This is a genomic window from uncultured Polaribacter sp. (genome assembly GCF_947500975.1).
Classification (GTDB): Bacteria; Bacteroidota; Bacteroidia; order Flavobacteriales; family Flavobacteriaceae; genus Polaribacter.
The window spans coordinates 253,322-279,932 of the sequence record NZ_CANMUE010000004.1; the positions used below are offsets into that span (position 1 = coordinate 253,322).

Below are 26,611 nucleotides of genomic sequence, written 5' to 3' on the forward strand. Positions count from 1 at the left end.
TGAGTATCTAAAATAAAAACGAAATTATGAAGAAAGTAAAATTTATAAGAATAATCTTTATATTCGGAGTATTTATTTCTTGTAACAACAATAATGAATTAACTCAAGAACAAGAAGAGGAAAACTTAAATCAATTGTTTTCTAAAATAGAGAATTTAGCGACTAGCGAAAATTGTGATGATTTGGCTGAATGGACTTTCACTAGTTATGGGAATAAGGCTTGTGGAGGACCTGTTGGTTTTATTGCATATTCGACAAATATTGACACCGAACTTTTTCTAGAAAAAATTGAAGAACATAGAACTGCTCAGAGTGAATTTAATGAAAAATGGGCAATAATTAGCGATTGTTCCATTCCATCACAACCTAGTGTTGTAATATGTGAAAATGGAAATCCTGTTTTTGGATATTAAAAACAAAATGAATAAATATATTGTTTTATTGAGGGGAATTAATGTGTCTGGAAAAAATAAAATTCCGATGGCTGATTTACGTCAATTATTAAACGATTTGAAGTTTCATAATGTACAAACTTATATTCAGAGCGGAAATATCATTTTAGAATCTGATAAATCAAAATTAGAAATTTGTCAAAAAATAAAAGGAGGAATTGCAACTAAATTTGGATATGATGTTCCGGTAATAGCAAGAACAATTCCTGAATGGAAAAAAGCAATTGCTAGCTATCCATTTTTAAAAGATAATTCTAAAATAATAGCTTTTGTATTTTTAAATAAAAAAGCATCAGTATTAAAAATTGAAGTAAAAGGTATTAATAACGACAATTATCATATTGAGAAAGATATGGTTTATATTTATTGCCCTTCCGGTTTTGGAAAAACAAAACTTACTAATAATTTGTTTGAAAAAAAACTGAATGTAATTGCAACAACTAGAAATTATAATACAACTTTAAAGTTGTTAGAATTAGCAGAAAAATAATAGGAAGATGTACACAATTATAGGCGCAGGAATTGGAGGACTTACAACGGCATTAGCATTTGAGAAGAAAGGAATTCCGTATCAGATTTTTGAAAAAGCACCAGAATTGAATGAAGTTGGAGCTGGAATTTGGTTAGCTCCCAATGCGTTACAAGTTTTAGAATGTATTGGAGTATTAGATGAGGTAAAAGAAAAAGGGAATTCAATTGATAGAATAACCATTGGTAAAGCAGATTTGTCTCCAATTTCGGATAGTTCACAAGATTTTATTAAAACCGAATTTGGATATACAACAATTGCAATTCATAGAGCTGCGCTTCAAAAATTGTTGTTTGATAAAATACCTAAAGAAAAAATATTTTTAAATAAAGGTTTTCAATCACTTAAAGAATTAAAATCAGGGAAAATAGTAATTACTTTTAATGATAATTCTACAACAGAAACAGATTTTTTAATTGGAGCAGATGGTATAAATTCTAAAGTTAGAAATCAGCTTTTTCCTAAAAGTAACAAAAGGTATTCTGGTCAAACTTGTTGGCGAGGAGTTGTAGATATAAAATTAGATGAGAAATATGCCCATAGAGGTTATGAACTTTGGGGGAATCAAATTAGATTTGGAATTTCACACATAGCAAAAAACAAAGTATATTGGTTTGCAGTAGCTTTAGCAACGGAAAATAGTAAAGAAGATACTCGTTTCGTAAAAGAAAAATTATTGAATTTATTTTTTGATTTTGATCCTCTAATTTTAAAATTGATTTCTGAAACTCCTTTACATCAAATTTTAAAAAATGATATTAACGATTTAAAACCACTTTCTAGTTGGCACAAAAATAATATTTGTTTAATTGGTGATGCAGGTCATGCAACAACACCAAATATGGGGCAAGGTGGTGCACAAGCTATAGAAGATGCTTATTATTTAAGTAATTTGATTGCTGAAAATTTAAACAAAAATATATTTGAATTATTTCAACAAAAAAGGCAAAAGAAAGTAAATTTAGTTGTAAATCAATCTTGGAATACAGGTAAAATGGCGCATTGGAAATATGGTCAAAATATTAGAAATTTTCTGATTAAAAATGTACCTAAAAAGATAATTAATAAAAAAATGATTGCATTATATAAACTTGAAAAATGATATTGATGAATAAAGAAATTAAAGCCAAAATAATACAGGTTTGTGATGATAAAATCGCTAAAAAAGGAGACAATGTTGGTTTGTCTTTTTATGCATTTTTCAAGAATAAAAATGAGAATCCAACTTTGTTAATGGAAGTTGCTAAATGGTGGATTGAAACCCATAAGTTAGATCATTTTGAAAAAGCGGTTAAGATTAAAAAAATGATTTTAGAAGAAATAAAAAATAGTTAAATTTATAACGAAATTTCGCGTTAGGGATTGAAACGGCATCCTTTTTTCTGTCCGTTCGAGTGAATTTTGAAGAATGAAAAATTTGTATCGAGAGCAGAAGAAAAAAGATATAGTGAAAAGCCCGACCTTTAGGTAACGCCCAAAAATAATATTATGAGTAATTTAGTACAACCGTTAAATTTTAAAAAGTGGATTGATGAGCATCGTCATTTATTAAAACCGCCTGTTGGTAACAAACAAGTTTGGGATAATGGCGAGTATATTGTAATGGTTGTTGGTGGGCCAAATAACAGAAAAGATTATCATTATAACGAAACACCAGAGTTTTTTTATCAAGTTGAAGGAGATATGATTTTAAAAATCATAGATGATAAAGGTAAAATGATTGATGTAGAAATTAATGAAGGTGATATTTATTTATTGCCAGGAAAAGTACCACATTCTCCACAAAGAAAAGAAAATACTGTTGGTTTGGTAATAGAATATCCGCGTTCTGAAGGAATGTTAGATGCACTAGAATGGTATTGTGAAAATTGTGGAAATCCGTTATACAGAGAGGAATTTGCTTTGGATAATATAGAAACTGATATGCCTGTTATTTTTGATACATATTATTCTGATGAAAAAAAATGTACTTGTGATAATTGTGGAACTGTGATGGAAAAGCCTAATAAAGTAGTTCGTAAATAGGTTAAAGTAGATAATAAAAAATTAATAGTTCGTCATTATGAATGAGGAACGAATAAAGTAATCTGTAAATTAATTTTAGAGATTGTTTTGTAAAATCGCAATGATAGAAAGATGGAAAAACGAAAATTACGCATTAACGGGCATTCACATTTATTACCTTATCCTGAAGAAATTCCTCAATTTATGAAGGAAAAAGAAATTTTTTGGGTAGATGATGAGCGTAAACATATGTTACAAAAAGGGTGGAGTAGACCCGTAACAGATTCTAGTTTTTTCTTGGATGAAAAATTATTATGGATGGAAAAAAATAAGTTAGACCATGCTGTAATTTTAAATCTATCTCAATTGTACGGAAATGGATTACGCTTAGAAGAAATGAAAAAAGCGTTACGTTTTCAAAATGATTTTAATGCAAAAGTTCAAAAAAATCATCCTTCTAAGTTTACTTGTGGCTTTGTAGTTCATCCAGGTTTTATTTATGGAGCTTTAGATGAAATGAAGCGTTGTGTAGAAGAATTAGGGTTAAAAGTATTGTGTTTACCAACACATTTTATGGATTCTATTGGGCAGTGGAGATGCGTTTTTGATGAAGAAAATGATCGTATTTTTGAACTTGCTGATAAATATAAACTTGCCATAGAAATTCATCCTTATGATGGCGATAAAATGATAAAATTAGAAAATACCAATTGGCGTTTTCATTTAATTTGGATGTTAGCACAATGTGGTGATGCCTATCATTTTTATACCTTAAACGGTATGCAAGAACGCTTTAAAAATATTAGAACTTGTTTTGCTCACGGAGGTCAATTAGCACAAATGAACTTAGGAAGAAGAATACAGGGTTTTGATGGAAGACCAGATTTGTTTGAAGGAAAAACGCATCCAAGAAAAGCGGTTGGACATAAAAATATCTTTTTTGATACCCTGGTTCATGATACAGATTCTTTAAAATTAATGTTTCAAAGGCAAGGTACAAGTCAGGTTTTAATGGGCTTAGATGATCCTTATCCTTTAGGAGAAATGGAAAGTGATAAGCAATCTTCTTATCCTGGAAAAATTTTAGATTTAGCCATTGAAAGAAATATTATTACTGAAACCGAAAAACGGCAAATTTGGGAAGATAATGTGTTGCAATGGTTGTTTGGAGATGATGAAAAAGCCAAGAAAAATTTGGTTGATAAAATAATTGGTAATTCTCAGTAAGTAGTTTTACATCAGAAATTTGATAATAAGCTACCTACTGAAGATTACTAACAATAAATTAATTTTCACACTGTTTTAAAACTTCTTGGGCTCTTTCTAACATAAATTTTGGATAAAATTCAATGTCAATTTTTTCTTCTTTTCCAAGTTTAATAGCTCTTTTTATTTCATCGCAATACGGTTTTGTAGATTTTCCGAAAAAACGAGCAGAACCCATATTCCATTCTGCATTACCTAAGACAACTCTAGGGTTTTTTGGTGCAATTTGTAAAGCTTTTGCGTATAGTTGAGCATTTTTTCCTGATAAAGTCATGCCATATTTTTGACCATCAAAAGCAATGTACCCTAAATTTAAAAAGGCTTGTGTAATAATAATTTCAGGGTTTTCTTTAGAATTTGATTTTGCTATATCTAAAAACTTTTGAGCCTTTGTTAATTTAGCTTTTAATAGCGCTTCATCTTTTAAACCAAAGCTTCCAATAATTTCTATTGTTGCTGCATAATAAGGAGGTAACCATTTTGCTGGTTCAGCATTAGAAATCCTTTCAAAAAGCTGTGAAGCTTCTGTCATTTTCTTCTGTTCCCAAAGAGAGAAAGCTTGTTGCATTCCTTTTTGATATTTTGTTTGAGCAGAAAGTGTTGTGGCAAATAAAATTGCAATAATAATTGTTATTTTTTTCATTGTATTGATATTTAATTTGTTGTTTTAAATTGATACTTACAGATATAGTAAGCAACTATAATATTGGGCACCCAAGATAACCAAGCTACAATTCTGTAAGCTGGAAGAAAACCACCTAAAATGCTAGAAAAAATTGGCAACCATATTCTTAAAGTTACAGCAGAAAAACAAGCAGCATAACTATAAATCATTAGTTTTTGATGTTTAATGATATCACCTTTTTTAATAGCAGTAAATCCAAAAAATGTTGTACAAAACCAAACTATTGCCATTGAAGTAAAACCTAATTTGGGGCTTAAACCACCTGTAGCATAAAGTGCAATATAAAAACCAGAAGCTCCACTTAATAAGCAAGAAATAACATATACTTTTCCTATTTTTTTATGAAGTTGTAAATTCTTTAAACGCAATTTTTTATGGAACTGTAGCCATCCAATTAATAAAGCAACACCTCCTAAAACAATGTGAGTATAAAACATTGAATTCCAAATTGTATCTGCTAAAAGTGTTTCAGATTTACTTGCTAATAATCCAAATTTTCTATCAATTACAAAATAGATAGTTGGATATAATCCTATAGCAATACAACATATTGCTAAGAAGTAATAAGATATTTTTTTTGCTAACATTAGTTTATTTTTATGGTGATTGTTTTGTTATTCTCTAAAGTAAATTTTGCATCCTCAAATTTTGGTGGTCCCATAAAACCACTTGCATCATTAGAAAAACCATAAGGTTCTTTTGGAATTCCAAATATCTTTGTGTCTAATTTTTTATTGTTATTTTCATCATGAAATAAGGAGATAGCATAGATTCCTTTTTTTAGATTTTTGAATACTCCAATTGATTTTTTATCATTAATATCTGCAATAATTCCTTTTGAGGTTTTTAAAAAACTAGCTTCGTTATCATAAATTGCAATGTAAATTTTTCCTGTATTACTTTCAATTCCTTCAACATTAATAGTTAAGTTAAAAGTTGCTGTTTCTTGTGCCTTTATTGATAAGTTTACGGTAAGAATAAAAGCAATTGTTAGAAGTGATTTTTTCATGGTTGTTGTTTTGAGATTCAAATATCTGATGTTTTTAGCGTTTTAAATAAATAATAATACTGAATTGTATTTTTTTATTGATGAATTGTTGATTTATTTAAGTTTAGAGGTTAAGTAGATTTTTATTAAAATTATAAATTATTCAAGTTATTTGATTTTTTATCATCGCTAATCGTCCAAAAGAAGCCTACAAAAAAGAAACTATCTGCATTTGGTACAATAGCTTGCCTATCAAAGAGACCATTAATATTAGATTCGTTTTTGTAGTTGTACCCAAATATATTTTTTGTACCTAAAACATTATTTGCTGAGAAATATAAAATCTTTTGTTGATCTATTAAATACGCCCAATTAACACTTACTGAATTGTAGTTCTTTGTTTTGTTATTTAGAAATCCTGTTTCATTTGGGTTTGTATATGTTCTGCCAGAAGCAAAATTGTAAGTAAATCCAATCTGACTTTTTAAACCTTCAATCCAATGTTTGGTTACAACAGATAAATTATGAGTAGAAGCAAAGTTTGGTGTTGCTACAGTTGGGTAGTTTTTATAATCTCTTTTGGTGTCTAAAAATGAATATGACACCCAATAATCTATGTTTTTTATTTTTTGATTTTGCCTCCAAAAAATGTCTATTCCTTTAGCATAAGCGTTACCATTATTGTTGTATTTTGATGTTAAATTTGCTGTTTCGGTATCATATTTTACCAAGTTGTTGTAATCTTTATAATATGCTTCTACTCTAAAAATTTGATTTTGTTGGGTATGCTGAAAATTAGCAATTATATGTGATGCTTTTTCAGATTTTAAATCTTGGTTAAATTTTAAATATTCGTTTCTAGGATTTTGATAAAACCCTCCGTAAGCTAAAGAAAATTGTGAGTTTTTACCTGTTTTATAGGATAATGAAACTCTTGGTGAAACTGTAAATTCATCTGAAAAACTAGAGTGTTCAGCTCTGACCCCTATTTTTGTTGCCAAATTTTTTGAAAAGAAAATGTCTGTTTCTGCAAAAGTGGCAAATAAATTATTGTTAAAACCATAGTTAAAAGATTGATTATTGATTGGGTTATACATTTCAGTAAACTTTGTAATAAAATATTCTGAACCGAAATTTATCCTAAACCTACTCGAGAATTGCTTTCTTATTTTTGTTTTAAAATGTGCAGAGTTTTCATTATTATCAACATTATCATCACTAATTTTAACTGTTGAATTATCATTGGTAACACTTAAACCACTTTCAATCTTCCAATTGTTACCAAATTTATTTTTGTAAGAACTGTTTATATATAAGTTTCTGTTATTCAATCCAAAACGAAATCCATCAGCAAAATTAATATCATCCTGAATTACATCTAAATCGGTATAACTAAATGCACCATAAATTTTTAACATAGAATCGTCTTTAAAACTATGCCTGTAAATCATTTCTCCACTTGAAGCTTGATAAGGTTTTAACCAAGTATTTCTGTCTGGAAAAACTTCTGTATACGGTCCTAAATTTATGTAAGAAGCATTTATACTTAAAGAATTATTACCCCAAATTTGTGTATTTCCTACTCCTACGCCAAGTGTCATTAATGAAATTTCTGTTTTTTCTTGGTCTGGTTTGTCTATGGTTGTTAAGTCTAAAACTCCAGACAAAGCTTGTCCATATTCTGCAGAATATCCACCTGTTGAAAAGGTAATACCTTTGAATAAAAAAGGTGAATATCGTCCACGTGTTGGCGCATTATTTGGCGTAGGGCTGTAGGGTGTAGAAACACGTGCACCATCAATAAAAATTTGTGTTTCTTCTGCATCTCCGCCTCTTACAAAAAGACGCCCATCTTCTGCAACAGCTGAAGCACCTGGTAAAGTTTGTAAAGCACCTAAAATATCACCTACAGCACTTGCTGTAGTTACAATATCTAATGGTTTTAAAACAGTCACTTTTGCTTTTTCGCCTGCTTTAAAAGTACCAGCGTTTATAATTACGGCGTCTAAAGAATTTACATCATCTCTTAACTTTATGTGTAAATTTTTAAGTGATGAAACATCTGCTGTTTTGGTAAATGTTTCAAAAGAGATATAAGAAATAACCAAAGTTTGTGCTCCTTTTTCTGATGTTTTAAAATAAAACTCTCCTTTCTCGTTTGAAGAAGTTCCATCATAAGTGCCGTCTAAATAAATGTTTGCTCCTAAAATTGGATTGTTTTTAGAGTCAGTAACTTTACCAGAAATAGTTGTTTGCGCAAATAAAGAAATTTGACAAATTGTAAATAAAATAGATAATATGCGTTTCATCAGTTTTGTTTTTTTGATGAGACAAAAGTGTATGATTTTTAAAGGAAAAAATAAAAAGAAACACTCAGTTGTAAAATTTAAAAGACGAATTGTGGCTTTTTTATTTAATATTAAAACGTAAAACTGTTTTTAGTTTTTCTGAGGGCACTTTTCTAAAGTCTGATAAATAAATTTCTTTATGTATTTTAGATACTCTCTTTAAATTATGATTTTCTAAATACTCTTCCATGATTTTAAAAGTAGTAGCTTCATCATCATAAGAACCAATGTGTAACATTTGCAAACAATTACCTTCTTTATTTTTTTCAAATTTAACAAGCTCTAAAATTGGGTTTTGTTTTTTGGCTTTAACTTGTTTTATAATTTTTGTGGCATACTCTTTTGTTACAAAATTAGGTTGTCTAATCATTAATTTAAAAACTAATTCGTCTTTATTAATTGGTAAACTTGGGTCGAATTCTTTTTTAGCTTTTTCTGAAATATCCCAAATACCTTCAAGAGGGTATACGGTGTAATCATAATATCCATTTAAAATTGGGTCTTTTTTTAAGGTCATTTTAATACCATAAGAAAATGCATATAAAGCACCTATAAAGTCTGAGAAAAACGGACTATTTGGATTTCCTTTACCTTCTATAGAGAAAAAGTTAAATTCAGGAATTAAAATTTGTTGAGGTTTTGTTTTTGGAATATATAATTCCTTTTCCTTTTTTCTCCATTCGTGTTTCATGGTTAATGATTAAAAAAATTATAAAATAGGGATGCATAGATCTACAATAAACTTATTTTCTGGATGCTCAGCAGCATTATTATAATAGATTTCAAAGGAATCTACTTCCGATTTTTTATAACCATTTTCAACCATAAAAGCAAAGCTAGCCTCCCAAGCTTGTTGAAATTGATAAGGGGTAATTTCTAATCTAGAAACAATACATTTTTTTGGTCTTAAAACTCTTAAATTTACTTCTCCATCAATTTCAATTGGGTCATTTAGAACAATGCAAGCACTCATTCTTAAATTATTTGGGTCTGTAATTTTAGGGCTGTCATGATAAATGGTAACCATTCTTGTTTGTTCATTTATCAAGCCTTTTGGTGTTGCCCATTTTACCAATTTATTATAAATACTACCAATTTCTTCCATCTTTCCTTTATGAGCAATGTATCCTAAGTCTAATGTTGGTACTTTTTTAATTTCTGTTTTTGCATTCATTTTGATCCATTTTAAAGCATTGTTAACATTGCAAATATATTGTTCAAATGTAACTGTAATTTGTCCTTTTTTGCTTTCAGTTTTACAAATCTTGCTGTATTTATCAGGGCTTTCTTTTTTGAATTTGTCTGGAGAAATTCCGTAAAATTTTTTAAAAGCTTTTGAGAATGAAGATAAGCTAGAAAAACCTACAGCTTCAGAAATTTCTGTGACAGATTTTTGTTTTTGATGTAATAAATAAGCAGCAGCTTTTTCAATTCTTCTTCTGGAAATATAATTATTAAGAGTTTCACTAGTAACTACAGAAAAAAGACGGTGAAAATGAAAAGGAGAGAAATATGCTTTTTTACAAACTTTATCTAGATTTAGTTTTTTATCAAGATTTTCATCAATATAAATAATTGCATTACAAATTCTATTAACTGTTTCATTGGGTATGTTTATTGCTTTTTTCAAGTACTTATTTTCTGTAATTTGTAATATAAAAATCCACTTGCAAAATATAAAATAACATCTACAAAGTCTTTGGTATATCTTGCTAAATATTTTGGAAAAACAAATTCAAATAAGATACTATATATTAAACAAACATATAAAACTATTGGAAGAGAAATGGTGTAATTTTTATCATTTTTAGACCATTTTAAAACCTGTAAACTGATAAAAAGAACGATGGGTATGATTAAAAAATCATTCAAATAAAAACCAATAATTTTTGGAAGAATAACATCAAAATATTGTAAAAAGTAGACTAAAGTTCCTGTAAATATAGAGCAATAGAAATAATATAAAAGTATTTTTTTCATACTTAACCAGCGGCAACCATTGCAATAAACCAAGCTAAACCTGCACCAATTGCACTAACAACCATAATTGCAGAATATAAAAACCAGCCAATAATTTTATATAAAAAATTAGGGTGTTTTTTTAAACGTTCTGCTAAATTAGGATGCTTTAATTCATAAACTGCTTTTTCTATTTCAGCTAGCTTAACTTTTGCTGTTTTAATTTCTCTTTTTTTGGCGTCAGAAATCAAGGTGTTACAACTTATACAATATTCTTTATTGGTATTAAAAACACCACAATTATAACATTTTATGATTCTTGTAACACTACTCACCAAGTTTTTTTTTGTTTTTATAAGGACGAATAATTAGTCTTGTTTCTCTGTCAAAACGGATATAGTTGTATACCCAATTAAAAAAAACAATTACTTTATTTCTAAAACCAATTAAAGAAAATAAGTGTACAAACATCCAAACAAACCAAGCAAAAACACCTTGAAATTTCCATTTTGGTAAATCTACAACTGCTTTATTTCTACCAATTGTAGCCATAGAGCCTTTATTATTATATATAAAAGCTTTTTGTTCTTTATTAAATAATTTAGCAATAATATTTTTAGCAACTAATTTACCTTGTTGTATGGCAGGTTGTGCCATCATAGGATGTCCGTATGGGTTTTCTTCAGATGTCATACAAGCAATATCGCCAATGGCATAGATATTATTATAGCTTACAACTTTGCTAAAAGCATCAACCTTTATTCTTGCAGCTCTTTCAATAACGCATTCTTCATTTAAACCATTTATAGTTTTTCCTTTTACACCAGCTGCCCAAATAACAGTTTCAGCTCTAAAATAATCTTCTCCTTTTGTGGTTACTGTTTTGCCATCATAATCTAAAACACGTAAGTTTTTCCAAACATTTACACCTAAATTTATTAAAAAATCTTCAGCTTTTTCAGATGCTTTTGCACTCATTCCTTTTAATAAACATGAAGAACTCTGAATTAAATTAATTTGCATTTGTCTTATATCTAAATCAGGATAATCTTTAGGTAAAATACCTTTTTTCATTTCTGCCAAAGCTCCAGCTAGCTCAACACCAGTTGGACCTCCACCAACAATTACAAAATTCATTAAAGCTTTTCTTTCTTCTAAGTCAGATGTTAATAGAGCTTCTTCAAAATTTTCTAAAATTAAACTTCTAATATTTAAAGATTGAGGCACAGATTTCATTTCCATAGTATGTTTTTGGATGTTTGTATTTCCAAAAAAATTAGTTGTAGAACCTGTGGCAATAATTAACTCATCATACTCTAAATTTCCAATAGTAGTTTCAATTTCATTTTTTTCGGTATTAACTTTTGTAACTTCAGTTAATCTAAAAAAGAAGTTTTCTACATCATTAAATCGTTTTCTTAATGGAAAAGCAATAGAATCTGGTTCTAAACCACCCGTGGCAACTTGGTAAAGTAGAGGCTGAAAAGTATGATAATTATGCTTGTCTATTAAAACAACTTGTAATTCTTGTTTTTCAAGACCTTTTGCAGCGGCTAAACCAGCAAAACCACCACCAATAATTACTACTCTAGGAAAACTTGACTGTGGTATATTCATGAAGATTTGATAAGGTTAAATCGAAAACAAATTTACTGAAAAGAAAGTTATTTTATTATTTATAAGTAGATTTAATTTGTTGTAAAGTTTTTTCTGAATTGATAAATTTTATGATTATTTTTTTTCTAAGGATATTAATTTCTTCATTAAAATAGCTAGCCCATTTATCATCTTTAAATAAATGATTTATTTGTTTTGTCTTTTTTTGAGCTTCAGAAAAGGTGAATAATTTTTGTGCTTCAATTGTTTTTTTTGTTTGAATTTTTGCTGATTTCTCTTCAAAATTCACGTCAATAAAAAATATTTTTTCTGAAGAATTAATAGGGTAGAAATTTGTCCATTTTGCAAAACCAATGACAATTTGTTGATTTTTATAATTTTTGTTTGAAATTAATCTCCATCTACAATTGGCAACTCTTCCCCAATGATTCGATTTCCTGTAAACACCTTCGTCGGTATAAAAATAGATGCTTTCAGATTTACTTTTATAGTTGGTTTTGCCTGGAAACTTAAAATTATCAACTTGCTCAAATTCACAAAAAGTATGTTTAAAAAAGTTGGTTTGATTGTAAGTTTTCAAAAGAAATAATTATTTAATAATTAATTTTCTTGAAGGTTCTCTTTCAAAACCTTCTATTGTAATTGTATCTTTACCAAAATTCACTTTTGCAAATGCTGAGGTATTTTCTGTATCAACCATACCTTTAAAAGTTAAATAATGTACGTTGTCAACTTCTTGATATGCGCCTGCGTGATTATGCCCGTTAAAAAAAACTTTTACGTTTTTATACGGTTTTATTAGTGATAAAAATTGATCTCTATTCCAGATGTTATGCTCATCAATTGGAAAAATAGGGAAATGACAATAAAAACCTACTTTTTGATTTTTGCTAACAGCTTCATCCAGCTCTTTTTTAACCCATAATAATTGGGTATTGCTCAAAGCTCCATTCCATTTTTTTAAATAGGGTAATTTTTTTCCTTTTAATAAATTGAATAAGGAGTCTGTTTGTTGTTGTTTTATCTTTGTTGTAGTTCCGTAAAAACTTAAGTCATTACCATCTAAAACGATAAATTTCCAATCATTTTCAATAAAACTATAATATCTTTTTTTGATGTTCAATTTCTCAAGCATTTTTTGCTTATTTGTTTCATCAACATCAAAATCATGATTACCTAAAACATGATAAGATTTAGATTTTAAAGTGTTCCATGTTGGTAAAATACTATCTAAACTTTTGATATTTTGATCTATAAAATCGCCCAAATGAATTGTGTAGTTTAAAGAATCTTTATTTAAAGTTGTAACAGCTTCTTTAAGTCTTTTAGGTGCTTTTTTATAATATCTGTTCCATTTAATTTCGCAATTACAGTATTGACAATCAGAAACTACTCCTACTTTAAAAGAAGAATAGTCTTTATTTGTACATGTAGAAAAGCATATTAATACAATAAGTAAAAAAATATTTTTTTTCATAAGTTTCAAAAATAGTTAAAAGTGAAGACTTTTATTTAAAAATAAAAAACGCAACCAAATTAATGATTGCGTTTTATTTATTTAAGAAAGTATGTTTTTCTTTTCAGTAAATTATTTTACCTCTTCGAAATCTACATCTTCAACATTGTCTCCTTGAGCATCTGCTTCTGGTTGACCTTGTTCAGCTCCAGGGTTTGCTCCTTCAGCTCCACCTTGTGCTGCATACATCTCTTCAGAGGCAACTTTCCAAGCTTCATTAATCTTTTCCATTGCTGCGTCTATTTGAGCTAAATCTTTAGATTCATGGGCAGCTTTTAATTCAACTAAAGCAGCTTCAATTGGTTCTTTTTTATCAGCAGATAATTTTTCGCCAAATTCTTTTAATTGCTTTTCTGTTTGAAAAATCATAGAGTCAGCTCCATTAATTTTTTCTGCAGTTTCTTTTGCTGCTTTATCCGCATCCGCATTTGCTTCTGCTTCTTCTCTCATTTTCTTGATTTCTTCTTCAGATAAACCAGATGAAGCTTCAATTCTAATTTCATGAGATTTGTTTGTTCCTTTGTCTAAAGCAGAAACTTTAATGATACCATTAGCATCAATATCAAAAGTTACTTCAATTTGTGGAACTCCTCTTTGTGCTGGAGGTAAACCATCTAAATGGAAACGACCAATTGTGTTATTATCAGCAGCCATTGCTCTTTCACCCTGTAAAACGTGAATTTCTACAGATGGTTGATTGTCTACTGCTGTAGAAAATACTTGAGATTTTTTTGTTGGTATGGTTGTGTTTGCATCAATTAATTTTGTGAAAACATTACCCATTGTTTCAATACCTAATGATAAAGGTGTAACATCTAATAATAATACATCTTTTACATCACCAGATAAAACACCACCTTGAATAGCAGCTCCTAAAGCAACAACTTCATCAGGGTTTACACCTTTACTTGGCGATTTTCCGAAGAATTTTTCAACAGCTTCTTGTACAGCAGGTATTCTTGTAGAACCACCAACTAAAACTATTTCATCAATATCAGATTTAGATAAATCTGCATTTCTTAAAGCAGTTTCACAAGGCTCAATAGTTCTTTTTACTAAATCGTCAATTAATTGTTCAAATTTAGCTCTAGATAAGGTTCTAACCAAGTGTTTTGGTCCACTAGCAGTTGCAGTAATATATGGTAAGTTAATTTCTGTTGATGCAGAAGAAGATAATTCAATCTTCGCTTTTTCAGCAGCTTCTTTTAAACGTTGTAAAGCCATTGGATCTGTAGTTAAATCCATGTTTTCATCTGCTTTAAATTCAGCAACTAACCAGTCAATAATTTTTGCATCAACATCATCACCACCTAAGTGTGTATCTCCGTCAGTAGCTAATACTTCAAAAACTCCATCTCCTAACTCTAAGATAGAAACATCATGTGTTCCACCACCAAAATCAAAAACAACTATTTTTTTATCGTCATGAGATTTGTCTAAACCATAAGCCAAAGCAGCTGCAGTTGGTTCGTTTATAATTCTTCTTACTTTTAAACCAGCAATTTCACCAGCTTCTTTTGTAGCTTGTCTTTGTGCATCGTTAAAATAAGCAGGTACAGTAATTACAGCTTCAGAAACATCAGAACCTAAATAGTCTTCTGCTGTTTTTTTCATTTTCTGTAATACCATAGCAGAAATTTCTTGAGGTGTATATAAACGACCATCAATATCTACTCTAGGTGTATCGTTATCACCTTTTACTACTTTATAAGGTACTCTTTTTACTTCTTGTGAAGAATCAGAGAATTTGTTACCCATAAAACGTTTAATTGAAGAAACTGTTTTTGTTGGATTTGTAACTGCTTGTCTTTTTGCAGGATCACCAATTTTACGTTCTCCTCCTTCAACAAAGGCAACGATAGATGGTGTAGTTCTTTTTCCTTCTGCATTAGGTATTACAACTGGCTCATTACCTTCCATTACGGAAACACAAGAGTTTGTTGTTCCTAAGTCAATTCCTATAATTTTACTCATAACTAATATTTATATTAAAAATTTTTATTTCAATTTTACATTTTACATTAGTCAAACTATGTGCCAACCCTTAATTGACTAGAAAATGTCAGTTTTTTTTACTTTTAAAAAATGATTTGTGACATATTGACATAAAATGTATCTAAAGAATAGAAGAATACAAGTATTTGAATTGACTAATTAATTTCATATATTTGGAATATTGAATAAATTATAAAAATAAATTAAAAAAATTATGAGCAAATTTGACGAAAAAGTAGCTTTGTACAAAAAATTTATGGACGATAGAAATTTACGTTCTAACACAGAATTATTAGCAGCGGTAACAAAAGGTTTAGGACCTTCTATATATAAGGCAGATGCAGAAACTGTTTCTGGCTCTGATCCAAAAGAATTAGAAACTGTTAAGAAAAATTTCTTAATAAAGAAATTAGGTTTAGAAGATAGTAGTGAATTAGATGCAGGAATTGAAGAAGTGATGGAAAGAATTGGAAAATCTGAAAGAAAAAAATATAGAGCAGTAGTTTATTATATGTTAATGAAGAAATTTGATAAAGAGGCTGTTTATGGTTTCTAAATAAATAAAAAGATTATTATATAGTAAAAAAATCCAACTTTTTAAGTTGGATTTTTTACATTTACAGCGTGTTATTATTTAAATTTTACGAATGTCGCAATTTATAAGTGTTTTTGATATGTTGAAAATTGGTGTTGGTCCATCAAGTTCACATACATTGGGTCCTTGGAGAGCCGCTGAACAATGGATTCAAACTATTAAAACTCAAAATAAGTTTAATTTAATTGATCGTATTCATGTAGATTTATATGGATCTCTTTCTTTAACAGGTAAAGGTCATGCAACAGATTTAGCTGTTTTACTTGGTTTAAGTGAAGCTGACCCAGAATACATACCCATTGAAGATATATTTATTATCATAGAAAGAATTAATACACAAGAAGAGTTGTATTTTAAGGGAGGGAAAAAAATTCCTTTTTTAAAGGCTAACATCAAATTTAATAGAGAGTTTTTACCTTTTCATGCAAACGGAATTACATTTAGAGGTTTTGAAAACGGTAATGAAATTTCTACGGAAACTTATTATTCTATTGGTGGAGGATTTATTGTACAGGAAAATAATCATTTTGAAGAAGAAATAGAAATTAATAAAAACAACTTTCCTTATCCTATTAATAGAGCAATTCAATTAGAAGAATATTGTGAAAAAGATAATTTAGCAATTTCTGAAATTGTATTAAAAAATGAGTTAGAATTACGTTCTGAGAGTGAAATTGATTTTGAGTTAAATAGAATTTGGGAAACCATGTTAGAATGCATGTATATTGGTTGCCATACAGAAGGTAGGCTTCCTGGAGGATTAAATGTAAAAAGACGTGCTTTTGATACGCATCAAAAACTAATAAAAAATACAAGTTATGCTAATCCTCAAGAATGGTTAGTAGCTATAAGAAGTACTGAAGTAAGATTTAGAGAAATTTTAAAATGGGTAAGTTGTTTTGCGCTTTCTGTTAACGAAGTAAATGCTGCTTTAGGTAGAGTAGTAACGGCGCCAACAAATGGAAGTGCTGGTGTAATTCCTGCGGTTTTAATGTATTATATGGTGATTGAAAATCATGAAGCTAATTTTGAACACGTTAAAAAATTCTTATTAGTTGCGGGAGAAATTGGTAGTATTTTTAAGAAAAACGCTACAATTTCTGCAGCAATGGGAGGATGTCAAGCAGAAATTGGAGTGTCTTCCGCTATGGCAGCTGGTGCTTTAACAGAATTATTAGGAGGTGCTCCTGCGCAATGTTTGGTAGCTGCAGAAATTGCTATGGAACATCATTTAGGTTTAACTTGCGATCCTATTGCGGGTTTAGTACAAGTACCTTGTATAGAGCGTAATTCTATGGGAGCAATAAAAGCAATTAACGCAGCAGAAATGGCTTTAGAAACAGACCCAAAAGAGGTAAAAGTTCCTTTAGATAAAGTAATTGATACTATGTGGGAAACTGCTAAAGATATGCATAAAAACTATAAAGAAACTTCTGAAGGAGGGTTGGCTATTAATGTAGGTTTAGCAGATTGTTAAAAAAAAGTATAGGTTTTTCTTTTTTCTAATTGTTTTATAATATTTAAAGTGTAAACTGATAATGCAAAAAAAAAATAGAAGGATTTTTAATTTTATGGATGTTATAGAAACTCTTATACTTAAAAAGTAAAGGTTTATTTAATCTCAATTTTTTTTCCTAAAAATTTTGGTTCAACATTAAAAATAATATCAACAAAAACTTTAACTCTTGCAAAATATTCTCTTACTTGAGTTTTAAACCCAAAACTATTAGTTACATCTTTTGCATTATAACCAATAGCATTTATACCAAAATGTTCGGCCAAGTATATTGCTCTTTCATTATGAAATTCTTGCGATATCATAGTTACGGAGTTTTGCCCAAAAATTTCTTTTAATCTTACAACCGAATCTAATGTTCTAAAACCAGCATAATCTAAATAAATTTTGTTTTCAGGAATCCCTCTTTTTAAGAGTTCATCTTTGAAATCTTTAGGCTCATTATTGTTTTTTGTTCTGTTATCTCCACTGATAAGAATAAATTTAATTTTTCCAGCCTTAAACAATTCTACAGCTGCATTTACTCTATAGGTAAAATAAAAGTTTTGTTGACCATTTATCAATGTTTTAGAGGTGCCTAATAATAATCCAACTTCATTTTTAGGTATAAGCTTGGTGCTACTAAATATTTTCTCTTTAGCATTATTAATTACTACTAAATTAGCAATAACTATTGCTAGTAAACTTAAAATAAAAAAATAACGAATATTTTTTTTAATGATTTTGAACCATTTTTTTTTCATTTATCTAGTGTAAAATAATTCAGTATCTGTTGACATTTCTTCTGAAAAACGATAATTATCAATATCAAACCCTTTTAATTCATCTAAATTTTTAACATTATTATCAATTATATAGCGCACCATTAAACCACGAGCTTTTTTGGCAAATGTCATAATGGTTTTGTATTGTCCATTTTTAAAATCCTTAAAAACAGGTGTAATCATTGGTACTTTTAAAACTTTTTTTGGTAGAGCTTTAAAATATTCGCTACTAGCTAAATTAATTAAAAGTTCATCATCATCTAATTCTTCATTTAAAGAGTTCGCTAAAGTGTCTCCCCAAAATTTATATAAATTTTCAGTTCTTCCAACTTTTAGTTTAGTACCCATTTCTAACCTATATGGCTGAATTAAATCTAAAGGTTTTAATAAACCATATAAACCAGATATAATTCGCAAACGTTCTTGTAATAAAGGTATTTTTTCTTCTTGTAAAGAGTTTACGTCTATTCCTCTAAAAACTTCTCCAGTAAAAGCATAAATAGCTTGTTTTGCATTATCGGTTGTAAAGGGAGTTTTCCATGCTTGATTTCTGTCATAATTTAATGCAGCCAAATCGTCAGAAATTTTCATTAAAGCTGATAATTTCTTTTTAGAAATTGTTTTTGTTTTTTTATTTAATTTTTCAGATTGCTCTAAAAAACGTGGTTGCGTATGTAAGCTTGTAGGTACTTTACTTTCAAAATCTAAAGATTTTGCTGGTGATATTATAATTTTCATTAACTTAAATTGAATGATAAAAATACAAAGGATTCATAGAAACTTCAAATAAACACATCACTTTAAATTTATAATTCTATTTATAAAATTGATTGAATTTTATAAATAGAATTATTTTTTATAAATTCATAAAACTATTTTTACTTTTGAAAACAAAAACAATATAATTAACCCATAACTAATTGAGTAAAGACGCTAAGCTTGTAAAAAAGTTGCAAGATCCCAAACTAAAAGATATAGCTTTTAGTGAGTTACTTGATATTTATCAAGAGCGGTTGTATTGGCATATTAGAAAAATTGTAATTACACATGAAAATGCTGATGATGTATTACAAAATACATTTATTAGAATTTACAAAAGCATTCAAAAGTTTAAAGGAAAAAGTAGTTTACATACTTGGATGTATAGAATTGCTTATAACGAGTCTATCCGTTTTTTAGAAAAAAATAACAAAAAAAGTTTTGATAATATTGATGAGGTTTCTGAAGCAAATTTAGAAGCTTTATTTGAAGATGCATATTATGATGGTGATCAAATTCAAAGAAAATTGCATAAAATAATTAGTGGTTTTAACGAAAAACAAAAAAGAGTTTTTCAAATGAAATACTTTGATGAATTGAGTTTTAGACAAATTTCTGAAGTTTTACAAATTTCAGAGAGCACATTAAAATCTACATATTATTCAGCTGTAAAAATTATAGAAGAAAAAATATTATTATAAAAATCAAACTATTGTAAAATACTTGGGTCTAAACTAATATACTATGAATAAACCAATTGAAAATAATAAAAGCTTTTTAAAAGAAAGTTTTAAAGAAGGCATTTCTGCCCATCATAAAAAGTATTTAGGAACCGATGTGCCTGATAATTATTTTTCTAAGTCTAAAATTTCAATTTTAGATAATATTAAAGAAGAAGTCAAAAAAGAAGAAAAACCTAAAAAACAGTTTGTTTTTTGGATGCAACCACAATTCAAATATATTGCTGCGGCTTCGTTAGTTTTTATTTTGAGTTTAACAGTTTGGTTACAAAGTTCAAATAAAAACAATTTTGATATTCCAATTAAATTAGAAGAGTTTGCTTTTTCTGATGATATTTTAATTAACTCTTTGTTAATTGAAGATTCAGAAATTGATGCCTTTGCGGATGCAACTTTATTTAATGAAGTTTTGGTGAAAGCAGAACTTTTTGAGCAAGAAATTGATAATGTGATTTTAAATTCATTAATTTTAGAAGATTCATTATTAGATAATTATATAGATGATGAGTTCTTGAAAACAATTATTTTATAAATTTTTTAAACTATTTAAAAAAACGTAGTTCTAAATATAAAGAAGCGATTATTAATTAAAAACTTACAATTATGAAAACTACGACCTCTAAATTAAATATTTTAAAAGCAATTATTTTATTTTTTTCAATTACTGCTTTTATTCTAACAGTATTATTATTTACTTCTTGTTCAAATTCTGATGAGGTAAATATTTCAGATGATATTGCTTTAGTAGATCAAACAGAATTTGATACAGTAAAAGAAAGCTATAAAGATTAATTTAAATTTGTATTTTAGATTTTTGTAGCGTAAAAATATATATTAAAATGAAATTAAAAAACATCATATTAACCTTTACTTTTTTAAGTTTAATGTTGTTTAATACCATGGTTTTTACCCAAGATTCTAACTATAATTTAATTCAAAAAGAATTAACAGAAGCACAGAGAGATTTGTTACAAAAAGAAAGAGAAGTGATAAAAACTAATAGAGAAGCTTTTAAAAAATCACTTACCAAAGAGCAACTTGCAATTTTAAGAGATAAAACAATTTCTAAAAATGAAATAAAAAAACGTTTGGTAGCTACCTTTTCAATAGACCAAAAAAGTATGATTCAAAATCAACAAGTTCGTTTAAGAACTACTAGGGAAAGTTTTAGAAAAACGCTAACAAATGAGCAAAGAAATATGTTAAATGAACGTATTAATAAAATAAGACAATCTAAAGATATTGGTGAGTTAAAAGATGGGGCTAGAATAAATAATGCTCCAGGTGATAAGAAAAAAAGAAAAAATTGAAATTAGCAGTTAGCTATATATGATGCATATATATCAAGGGATTAAAACTATTATAAAAGTTTTAGGGTTGCTGTTGTTTTCAATAGCAACCTCTTTTTGTTCTTATGCACAAGAAGAAAATTTAGATGATATAGATGGATTAATAGATGAACTTTTTTTTACAGATCAACAATTTGTAGATGAATTAATTGAAAGTGATAATTATTACAATTTTTTATATACAACTGTTTCTTATAATAGCAATACTTTTTTCTCAGGTAGATCAAGTATAGATCAATTTAATATCATTCCACAAATTTCTTATTACCATTCTTCAGGATTCAATGCTAGTATTTCTGGTATTTATTATGAGAATTTTTCACCAACCTGGGATTTTACAAGTCTTTCTTTAGGTTATTATAATACCTTAGGAAAGAAAAAAAATATAGTTTACAATTTAGGATACACTAAATATTTTTATAATGATGAATTTGATGATTTTACAAATTCTATAGATTTAAGTATAGGAATAAGAAATGTAAAAAGAATATTTGGAAGTACAATTTCGGGTTCTTATCTTTTTGGAACAGATAATTCTTTTCAAATAATATCTAATAGTTTTGTGAACTTTACTTTAAAGAAAACCCCTGATTTTGCATTAAGATTAAGACCAAATATTAATTTTATTATATCAAATCAAACCATTTCTTTTATAGGAATTACAGAACCTCAATTAATGGTCGAAGAACAAGTATTTACTCAAAATGTGTTTGATTTATTAAACACGCAAATTAGTTTACCTTTATCTATAACGTCTAATTCTTGGGATTTTGAATTGGGTTATAATTTTAATTTACCAAATGCAGTTGCTTCAGAAGCTGATTTAAGTACAACTAGTTTTTTTAATCTTTCCGTTGGTTATATGTTCGATTTAAAGAAATAAAACGAATTTATTTGATAGGTATTGTTAAAGTAATAGTGTTTTTTAATTACTCTTTGCATGTTTGCCTTTTTATTATTTTAGAAGGTGCTTAAAGTTTAGTGTTGTTATAAACATAAATCATTTTAAAAAAGGAAAAATAAATGTCAGGAGAAACCAATTTATCAGAATTATTAAAAGGAATGACACCAAAATTAAATAAAGGTGATTATGTATTTGCAACTTTAAAAGATGTTTCTAAAATAGATAGAAATATTACAATTTGTGAGTTTAAAGAAGAAGAAGGAACAACTATTGTTTTAGAAAAAAGTAAAGCTGAAGAATTATTAATAGAGTATCAATATGTTGCTTCTTGGATTACTTTAATGATTTATTCTTCACTAGAAGCAGTGGGATTAACCGCTGTTTTTGCAACTGAATTATCCAAGTACAATATAAGCTGTAACGTAATTTCTGGTTATTATCATGACCATATTTTTGTAGATAAAAAAGATGCTGAAAAAGCAATTGAGGTTTTAAGTAATCTATCTAAAAATTATTAATAATCACATTTTTTATTAACTATTTAATTGTAATATTGCAATAAACAAATTAATATGGGGTTGACCAAGTCAGAAATATTTACTGAAGAACAAAATAAAATTGCAACTATAGCAAAAGTGTTAGGTCATCCTGCAAGAATTGCAATTTTAGAGTTTTTAATTAAGCTTCAATCTTGTGTTTGTGGAGATTTAGTAAAAGAAATTGGATTGGCACAACCTACAATATCTCAACATTTAAAAGAGCTAAAAAATGTTGGTATTATAAAAGGGAAAATTGAAGGAACAAGTGTTTGTTATTGTATTCATCAAGAAAATTGGGAGCAAATTAAAAATACTTTAGACAATTTTTTAAATAAAAATTCAACAGGTAGCTGTTGTTAAAAATAAAATATTATGAAATTATCAGAAATTAAAAACCACTTAAAAAGTTTAAAAGAAATAGGATTTCAATTACCAAATGGAGAATTAGTACCAAGTCATTTTCACGTTACCGAAGTTGGTAAAATTACGAAAGACTTTATTGATTGTGGAGGTAAAGTAAGAAATGAGTCTGTAATTAATTTTCAGCTTTGGGAAGAAAATGATTATGATCACAGATTACATCCAGAAAAATTAGTTCATATAATTGAATTGTCTGAAAAGGTTTTTAAGTTTGATGATTTAGAGATTGAGGTAGAATATCAAGGTAAAGAAACCATTGGTAAATACAATTTAGATTTTGATGGTGAAAATTTTTTACTAACTACAAAAATGACTGCTTGTTTGGCATTAGAAGAATGTGGAATTCCTTCAATAAAACCTAAAGTAAAATTGTCTGAAATACAAAATATGACTTCTTGTTGTGATCCTAAATCTGGTTGTTGTTAACAATGGATTTTATAAAAGTAAATAAAGAAAATTATAATCAAATAGCTGCTATTTATAGAGAAGGTTTAGCAACAAATATGTCAACTTTTGAAACTAAAGTACCTGACTGGAAAACTTGGAAAAAAAGTACTTAAAGTTTGGAAGAATTGCCTTGGTTGAAAATAATTGTGTTTTAGCTTGAGCAAGTTTATCTCTTGTTTCTAAAAGAGACGTTTATAAAGGAGTTGCAGAAGTTAGTGTATATGTAAAATCTTCAGAGAGAGGAAAGGGTTTAGGAGAAAAAATATTTTTAGAGCTCATTAAAGTTAGTCAACAAAATAACATTTACTCTTTACAAGCCATCATTTTTAGAGAAAATAAAGCAAGTTTACATATTCATAAAAAATGTGGTTTTAGAGTAATTGGTTACAAAGAAAAAATAGCAAAGCTTAATGGAGTTTGGAAAGAGAATATTATTTTAGAAAAAAGGAGTGAGATTATTTAGAATATTATTTCTTAATTAATATTTGATAAATCTATTCTAAAATATCTTTAGAATTCTCAGAATACGTTCTCCATTTTTCTAAACACTCGGTAATATCTTGTGGTATTTCTGAATTAAATTGCATAAACTCACCAGTTGTAGGGTGTGTAAAACCTAATGTTTTTGCATGTAAAGCTTGTCTTGGTAACACTTTAAAACAGTTGTGTACAAATTGTTTGTATTTTGTAAAAGTGGTACCTTTTAAAATATCATCTCCACCATAACGTTCATCGTTAAAAAGTGTATGACCAATGTGTTTAAAGTGTGCTCTAATTTGATGCGTTCTACCAGTTTCTAATTTACATTGCACTAACGTAACATAAGTTAAACGCTCTAAAACCTTAAAATGAGTAACTGCATGTTTTCCAAAATTACCCTCAGGAAAAACATCCATTTGTAATCTGTTTTTTAGGCTACGTCCAATATTACCTTCTATTCTGCCTTCATCTTCATCAATATTTCCCCAAACCAAAGCATAATAAAGTCGTTCTGTTGTTCTATCAAAAAATTGTCTTGATAAATTTGCCATTGCAAACTCCGTTTTAGCAACTACTAATAAACCACTTGTGTCTTTATCAATTCTATGCACCAAACCTGGGCGTTCATTACTATTTGTAGGTAAATTTTCTATATGATGAATTAAACCATTAACCAATGTGCCTGAGTAATTTCCATGACCCGGATGCACAACCATTCCTGCCGGTTTATTAACTACCATTACAGTATCATCTTCGTATATAATATCTAAAGGAATATCTTCAGCAACCAATAAATTTTCTGCTGGTGGATAAGCTAAAACAACTCTTACAACATCATTCGGCTTTACTTTGTGGTTGGATTTTACTACAACATCATTTACTAAAACATTACCTGCTTTTGCTGCTTGCTGTACTTTGTTTCTTGTAGCATTTTCAATAAAATTCATCAAAAATTTATCAACCCTTAAAGGTTCTTGACCAAGACTTGCAGTAAATCTGTGATGTTCATACAAATCGTCATTATCTATATCTTGAGGTTGGTTTTCTTGCAAAATTTTATGTTGTTATTTTAGTTTCAAAATTTGAAACCTTAGTATGTTTAATTTTTCTAATTTCGTTTTCCATCGCCTAAAACCAATTCAACAATAGAATTTTTAGGTAATTTATCATTTGTATTTACAATTTTTCCTTCAAATTTTAACCCTCTTACAACGTCTTTTCCAATATCTCTAACATAAGTGTAATTTGTGCCAACATTTAAGCCTTTTGCTCGTAGTTCAGAAATTGCTTGCCTTTTTGTACGTCCATTTAATTCAGGTATTGTAATGTCTCTATATTTAGATGGATTTAAAGTCAAATAAATTTTACGCTTTTCTTTTACAAAATCACCAGCCTCAGGGCTTTGTTCAATGACAGATTTTTTTGGGTAATCTGGGTTGTAACTAGCACTATCAATTACTATAAAATCTAAATTTAGTTCATTTAGTTTCTTTTGAACTTCATTTATAGACATTTTATGTAACTCCGGAACTTGAATTTTTTGCTTGTGATTTGTAGTTATACCTAGCCAAAATTTAAAAGAGAAAATAATTATTAATAAACCCACAATTGCAAAAGCAATTTGCTTAAAAAAAGTTTTACTTTTAAGAAACTGTATAATACTCATTTTTTGATTTTTAAAACATACAAATATATAAAAACTAAACGTTGTGGTTTCTATTTATATTTTGATAAATTTGTTTTTATTATTTTATACTGATGAAAAAAAATATTGCCATTGTAATGGGCGGATATTCATCCGAAGTTAACATTTCTCTCAAAAGTGGAAATGTTGTTTTTAATCATTTAAATAGCGCTAAATACAATGCTTTTAGAGTTCATATTTTAAAAGAAAAATGGGTTGCTTTAGATGATAATGCTAATGAATATCCAATTAATAAAAACGATTTTTCGTTTACGTTAAGAAATAAAAAAATTATTTTTAATTGTGTTTTTAACGCTATTCATGGAAATCCTGGTGAAAACGGAGAGTTATTAGCTTATTTTAATTTAATCAATTTAAAACATACATCTGCGCCTTTTTATCAAATGGCTTTAACTTTTAATAAAAGAGATACTTTGAGTGTCGTTAGAGCGTATGGTATAAAAACAGCCATTTCTATCTATTTAAACAAAGGAGATGAAATAAATACCAATAAAATTATAGATAAAGTTGGGTTGCCTTGTTTTATTAAACCAAACAACGCTGGTTCTAGTTACGGAATATCTAAAGCGTATAATAAAGAAGAAATTTTAAAGGGAATAGAAACTGCTTATAAAGAAGATTCAGAAATTTTAATTGAATCGTTTTTAGATGGTAAGGAAGTTTCCGTTGGAGTTATTCAATATAAAGAAAAAATAAGGGTGTTACCAATTACAGAAATTGTTTCTGAAAATGATTTCTTTGATTATGAAGCAAAATACGAAGGGAAATCAAAGGAAATTACGCCTGCAAGAATTTCATCCGAAGAAAAAAGTAGAGTAGAAGAAGTTGCTAAAAAAGTATATACAATTTTAAATATGACTGGTTTTTCTAGATCAGAATATATTTTTGTTGATGGAGAACCTCATTTTTTAGAAATGAATACAGTACCTGGAATGACAGAAGAAAGCATTTTGCCACAACAAGCTGCTGAAGCAGGAATTACTTTGTCAGAATTATTTGAAAACGCAATTGAGTCAGCTTTTAACGACTAAAAA

34 protein-coding genes and 1 pseudogene are annotated in these 26,611 nt (G+C 28.2%); 19 read left to right on the top strand and 16 right to left on the bottom strand.

Translation table 11 applies throughout. The features are described 5' to 3' along the window. The first annotated feature begins 26 nt into the window (after positions 1-26). The 6 genes from Q0733_RS06570 (at position 27) to Q0733_RS06595 (ending at position 4,212) form a co-directional block, all read left to right on the top strand. Positions 27-413 (top strand): hypothetical protein, encoded by a 387-nt coding sequence (locus Q0733_RS06570; protein ID WP_298780410.1) that lies wholly within the window; start codon positions 27-29, stop codon positions 411-413. Positions 414-420: 7 nt separating this feature from the next. Beyond that, the gene (locus Q0733_RS06575) at positions 421-942 is read left to right on the top strand and encodes a DUF1697 domain-containing protein (protein WP_298780412.1); all 522 of its coding nucleotides are present in this window, start codon (positions 421-423) and stop codon (positions 940-942) included. A gap of 7 nt (positions 943-949) precedes the next feature. Continuing rightward, positions 950-2,083, top strand: coding sequence for an FAD-dependent monooxygenase (locus Q0733_RS06580; protein WP_298780415.1), 1,134 nt, complete (start codon positions 950-952; stop codon positions 2,081-2,083). A 5-nt stretch (positions 2,084-2,088) separates the two neighbouring features. Further along, positions 2,089-2,316: a DUF6500 family protein gene (locus Q0733_RS06585; protein ID WP_298780417.1), complete on the top strand. Its 228-nt coding sequence runs from the start codon at positions 2,089-2,091 to the stop codon at positions 2,314-2,316. Positions 2,317-2,469: 153 nt separating this feature from the next. Then, complete coding sequence (locus Q0733_RS06590; protein ID WP_298780419.1) at positions 2,470-3,006, top strand: 3-hydroxyanthranilate 3,4-dioxygenase; 537 nt, start codon at positions 2,470-2,472, stop codon at positions 3,004-3,006. Between the two features lie 111 nt (positions 3,007-3,117). Continuing rightward, on the top strand, positions 3,118-4,212 hold the full coding sequence (locus Q0733_RS06595) for an amidohydrolase family protein (RefSeq protein WP_298780422.1): 1,095 nt from the start codon (positions 3,118-3,120) through the stop codon (positions 4,210-4,212). Positions 4,213-4,270: 58 nt separating this feature from the next. Here the strand turns inward: Q0733_RS06595 and Q0733_RS06600 are convergent, their stop codons facing one another. The 12 genes from Q0733_RS06600 to dnaK all read right to left on the bottom strand — a co-directional run bounded on the left by Q0733_RS06600 (position 4,271) and on the right by dnaK (position 15,338). Further along, positions 4,271-4,894: a hypothetical protein gene (locus Q0733_RS06600; RefSeq protein ID WP_298780424.1), complete on the bottom strand. Its 624-nt coding sequence runs from the start codon at positions 4,892-4,894 to the stop codon at positions 4,271-4,273. An 11-nt stretch (positions 4,895-4,905) separates the two neighbouring features. Next, positions 4,906-5,523 carry a DUF2306 domain-containing protein gene (locus Q0733_RS06605; protein WP_298780426.1) on the bottom strand — a complete coding sequence of 206 codons (618 nt, stop codon included), beginning with the start codon at positions 5,521-5,523 and terminating at the stop codon, positions 4,906-4,908. Continuing rightward, positions 5,523-5,945 (bottom strand): DUF2141 domain-containing protein, encoded by a 423-nt coding sequence (locus tag Q0733_RS06610; RefSeq protein WP_298780429.1) that lies wholly within the window; start codon positions 5,943-5,945, stop codon positions 5,523-5,525. The genes Q0733_RS06605 and Q0733_RS06610 overlap by 1 nt, the downstream gene beginning before the upstream one ends. 131 nt (positions 5,946-6,076) lie before the next feature. Continuing rightward, positions 6,077-8,233: a TonB-dependent receptor gene (locus Q0733_RS06615; RefSeq protein WP_298780431.1), complete on the bottom strand. Its 2,157-nt coding sequence runs from the start codon at positions 8,231-8,233 to the stop codon at positions 6,077-6,079. Positions 8,234-8,333: 100 nt separating this feature from the next. Beyond that, positions 8,334-8,963, bottom strand: a complete 630-nt coding sequence (locus Q0733_RS06620; protein ID WP_298780434.1) for a GyrI-like domain-containing protein — start codon at positions 8,961-8,963, stop codon at positions 8,334-8,336. Positions 8,964-8,981: 18 nt separating this feature from the next. Beyond that, positions 8,982-9,902 (bottom strand): GyrI-like domain-containing protein, encoded by a 921-nt coding sequence (locus tag Q0733_RS06625; RefSeq protein WP_298780437.1) that lies wholly within the window; start codon positions 9,900-9,902, stop codon positions 8,982-8,984. Further along, positions 9,899-10,252, bottom strand: coding sequence for a hypothetical protein (locus Q0733_RS06630; protein WP_298780439.1), 354 nt, complete (start codon positions 10,250-10,252; stop codon positions 9,899-9,901). The genes Q0733_RS06625 and Q0733_RS06630 overlap by 4 nt, the downstream gene beginning before the upstream one ends. 2 nt (positions 10,253-10,254) lie before the next feature. Continuing rightward, positions 10,255-10,566: a hypothetical protein gene (locus Q0733_RS06635; RefSeq protein ID WP_298780443.1), complete on the bottom strand. Its 312-nt coding sequence runs from the start codon at positions 10,564-10,566 to the stop codon at positions 10,255-10,257. Then, on the bottom strand, positions 10,559-11,848 hold the full coding sequence (locus Q0733_RS06640; protein WP_298780446.1) for an NAD(P)/FAD-dependent oxidoreductase: 1,290 nt from the start codon (positions 11,846-11,848) through the stop codon (positions 10,559-10,561). The genes Q0733_RS06635 and Q0733_RS06640 overlap by 8 nt, the downstream gene beginning before the upstream one ends. 55 nt (positions 11,849-11,903) lie before the next feature. Beyond that, positions 11,904-12,428 carry a hypothetical protein gene (locus Q0733_RS06645; RefSeq protein WP_298780448.1) on the bottom strand — a complete coding sequence of 175 codons (525 nt, stop codon included), beginning with the start codon at positions 12,426-12,428 and terminating at the stop codon, positions 11,904-11,906. Between the two features lie 9 nt (positions 12,429-12,437). Continuing rightward, positions 12,438-13,325 (bottom strand): metallophosphoesterase, encoded by an 888-nt coding sequence (locus Q0733_RS06650; RefSeq protein ID WP_298780450.1) that lies wholly within the window; start codon positions 13,323-13,325, stop codon positions 12,438-12,440. A gap of 111 nt (positions 13,326-13,436) precedes the next feature. Then, positions 13,437-15,338: a molecular chaperone DnaK gene (gene dnaK, locus Q0733_RS06655; protein ID WP_298780452.1), complete on the bottom strand. Its 1,902-nt coding sequence runs from the start codon at positions 15,336-15,338 to the stop codon at positions 13,437-13,439. Positions 15,339-15,573: 235 nt separating this feature from the next. On the opposite strand from dnaK, the gene Q0733_RS06660 reads away from it, so the two are divergent. Further along, positions 15,574-15,915, top strand: a complete 342-nt coding sequence (locus Q0733_RS06660) for a DUF2853 family protein (protein WP_298780454.1) — start codon at positions 15,574-15,576, stop codon at positions 15,913-15,915. Positions 15,916-16,006: 91 nt separating this feature from the next. Further along, complete coding sequence (locus tag Q0733_RS06665; RefSeq protein ID WP_298780456.1) at positions 16,007-17,431, top strand: L-serine ammonia-lyase; 1,425 nt, start codon at positions 16,007-16,009, stop codon at positions 17,429-17,431. 134 nt (positions 17,432-17,565) lie between these two features. Here Q0733_RS06665 and Q0733_RS06670 read toward each other — a convergent pair whose 3' ends face one another. Together Q0733_RS06670 and yaaA are read right to left on the bottom strand one after the other, a co-directional pair. Continuing rightward, positions 17,566-18,213 (bottom strand): ElyC/SanA/YdcF family protein, encoded by a 648-nt coding sequence (locus Q0733_RS06670; protein ID WP_298780459.1) that lies wholly within the window; start codon positions 18,211-18,213, stop codon positions 17,566-17,568. Beyond that, positions 18,214-18,972 (bottom strand): peroxide stress protein YaaA, encoded by a 759-nt coding sequence (gene yaaA / locus Q0733_RS06675; protein ID WP_298780461.1) that lies wholly within the window; start codon positions 18,970-18,972, stop codon positions 18,214-18,216. A gap of 182 nt (positions 18,973-19,154) precedes the next feature. On the opposite strand from yaaA, the gene Q0733_RS06680 reads away from it, so the two are divergent. The 10 genes and pseudogenes from Q0733_RS06680 to Q0733_RS06725 form a co-directional block, all read left to right on the top strand. Next, the gene (locus tag Q0733_RS06680) at positions 19,155-19,694 is read left to right on the top strand and encodes a sigma-70 family RNA polymerase sigma factor (protein ID WP_298780462.1); all 540 of its coding nucleotides are present in this window, start codon (positions 19,155-19,157) and stop codon (positions 19,692-19,694) included. A gap of 43 nt (positions 19,695-19,737) precedes the next feature. Beyond that, positions 19,738-20,265 carry a hypothetical protein gene (locus tag Q0733_RS06685; protein ID WP_298780464.1) on the top strand — a complete coding sequence of 176 codons (528 nt, stop codon included), beginning with the start codon at positions 19,738-19,740 and terminating at the stop codon, positions 20,263-20,265. Positions 20,266-20,336: 71 nt separating this feature from the next. Beyond that, positions 20,337-20,525 (top strand): hypothetical protein, encoded by a 189-nt coding sequence (locus tag Q0733_RS06690; RefSeq protein ID WP_298780466.1) that lies wholly within the window; start codon positions 20,337-20,339, stop codon positions 20,523-20,525. A 47-nt stretch (positions 20,526-20,572) separates the two neighbouring features. Next, positions 20,573-21,043, top strand: coding sequence for a hypothetical protein (locus Q0733_RS06695; protein ID WP_298780468.1), 471 nt, complete (start codon positions 20,573-20,575; stop codon positions 21,041-21,043). Positions 21,044-21,062: 19 nt separating this feature from the next. Further along, entirely contained in the window at positions 21,063-21,965 is a 903-nt protein-coding gene (locus Q0733_RS06700; protein WP_298780470.1) for a hypothetical protein, read from the top strand. Between the two features lie 140 nt (positions 21,966-22,105). Further along, positions 22,106-22,504 carry an ACT domain-containing protein gene (locus Q0733_RS06705; RefSeq protein WP_298780472.1) on the top strand — a complete coding sequence of 133 codons (399 nt, stop codon included), beginning with the start codon at positions 22,106-22,108 and terminating at the stop codon, positions 22,502-22,504. A gap of 54 nt (positions 22,505-22,558) precedes the next feature. Next, positions 22,559-22,885 carry a helix-turn-helix transcriptional regulator gene (locus tag Q0733_RS06710; RefSeq protein ID WP_298780474.1) on the top strand — a complete coding sequence of 109 codons (327 nt, stop codon included), beginning with the start codon at positions 22,559-22,561 and terminating at the stop codon, positions 22,883-22,885. 12 nt (positions 22,886-22,897) lie between these two features. Further along, positions 22,898-23,371 (top strand): DUF6428 family protein, encoded by a 474-nt coding sequence (locus Q0733_RS06715; RefSeq protein ID WP_298780476.1) that lies wholly within the window; start codon positions 22,898-22,900, stop codon positions 23,369-23,371. Between the two features lie 2 nt (positions 23,372-23,373). Further along, positions 23,374-23,505, top strand: coding sequence for a hypothetical protein (locus tag Q0733_RS06720; RefSeq protein WP_298780478.1), 132 nt, complete (start codon positions 23,374-23,376; stop codon positions 23,503-23,505). 128 nt (positions 23,506-23,633) lie between these two features. Next, positions 23,634-23,855: pseudogene (locus tag Q0733_RS06725) on the top strand (N-acetyltransferase family protein); the annotation flags it as partial. 31 nt (positions 23,856-23,886) lie between these two features. Here Q0733_RS06725 and Q0733_RS06730 read toward each other — a convergent pair. Both Q0733_RS06730 and Q0733_RS06735 read right to left on the bottom strand, forming a co-directional pair. Continuing rightward, positions 23,887-24,924 (bottom strand): RluA family pseudouridine synthase, encoded by a 1,038-nt coding sequence (locus tag Q0733_RS06730; RefSeq protein WP_298780480.1) that lies wholly within the window; start codon positions 24,922-24,924, stop codon positions 23,887-23,889. A gap of 56 nt (positions 24,925-24,980) precedes the next feature. Then, positions 24,981-25,538, bottom strand: coding sequence for a PASTA domain-containing protein (locus tag Q0733_RS06735; RefSeq protein WP_298780484.1), 558 nt, complete (start codon positions 25,536-25,538; stop codon positions 24,981-24,983). Between the two features lie 92 nt (positions 25,539-25,630). Between Q0733_RS06735 and Q0733_RS06740 the strand changes: the two genes are divergently transcribed. Then, on the top strand, positions 25,631-26,608 hold the full coding sequence (locus Q0733_RS06740; protein WP_298780486.1) for a D-alanine--D-alanine ligase: 978 nt from the start codon (positions 25,631-25,633) through the stop codon (positions 26,606-26,608). Positions 26,609-26,611 lie beyond the last annotated feature (3 nt).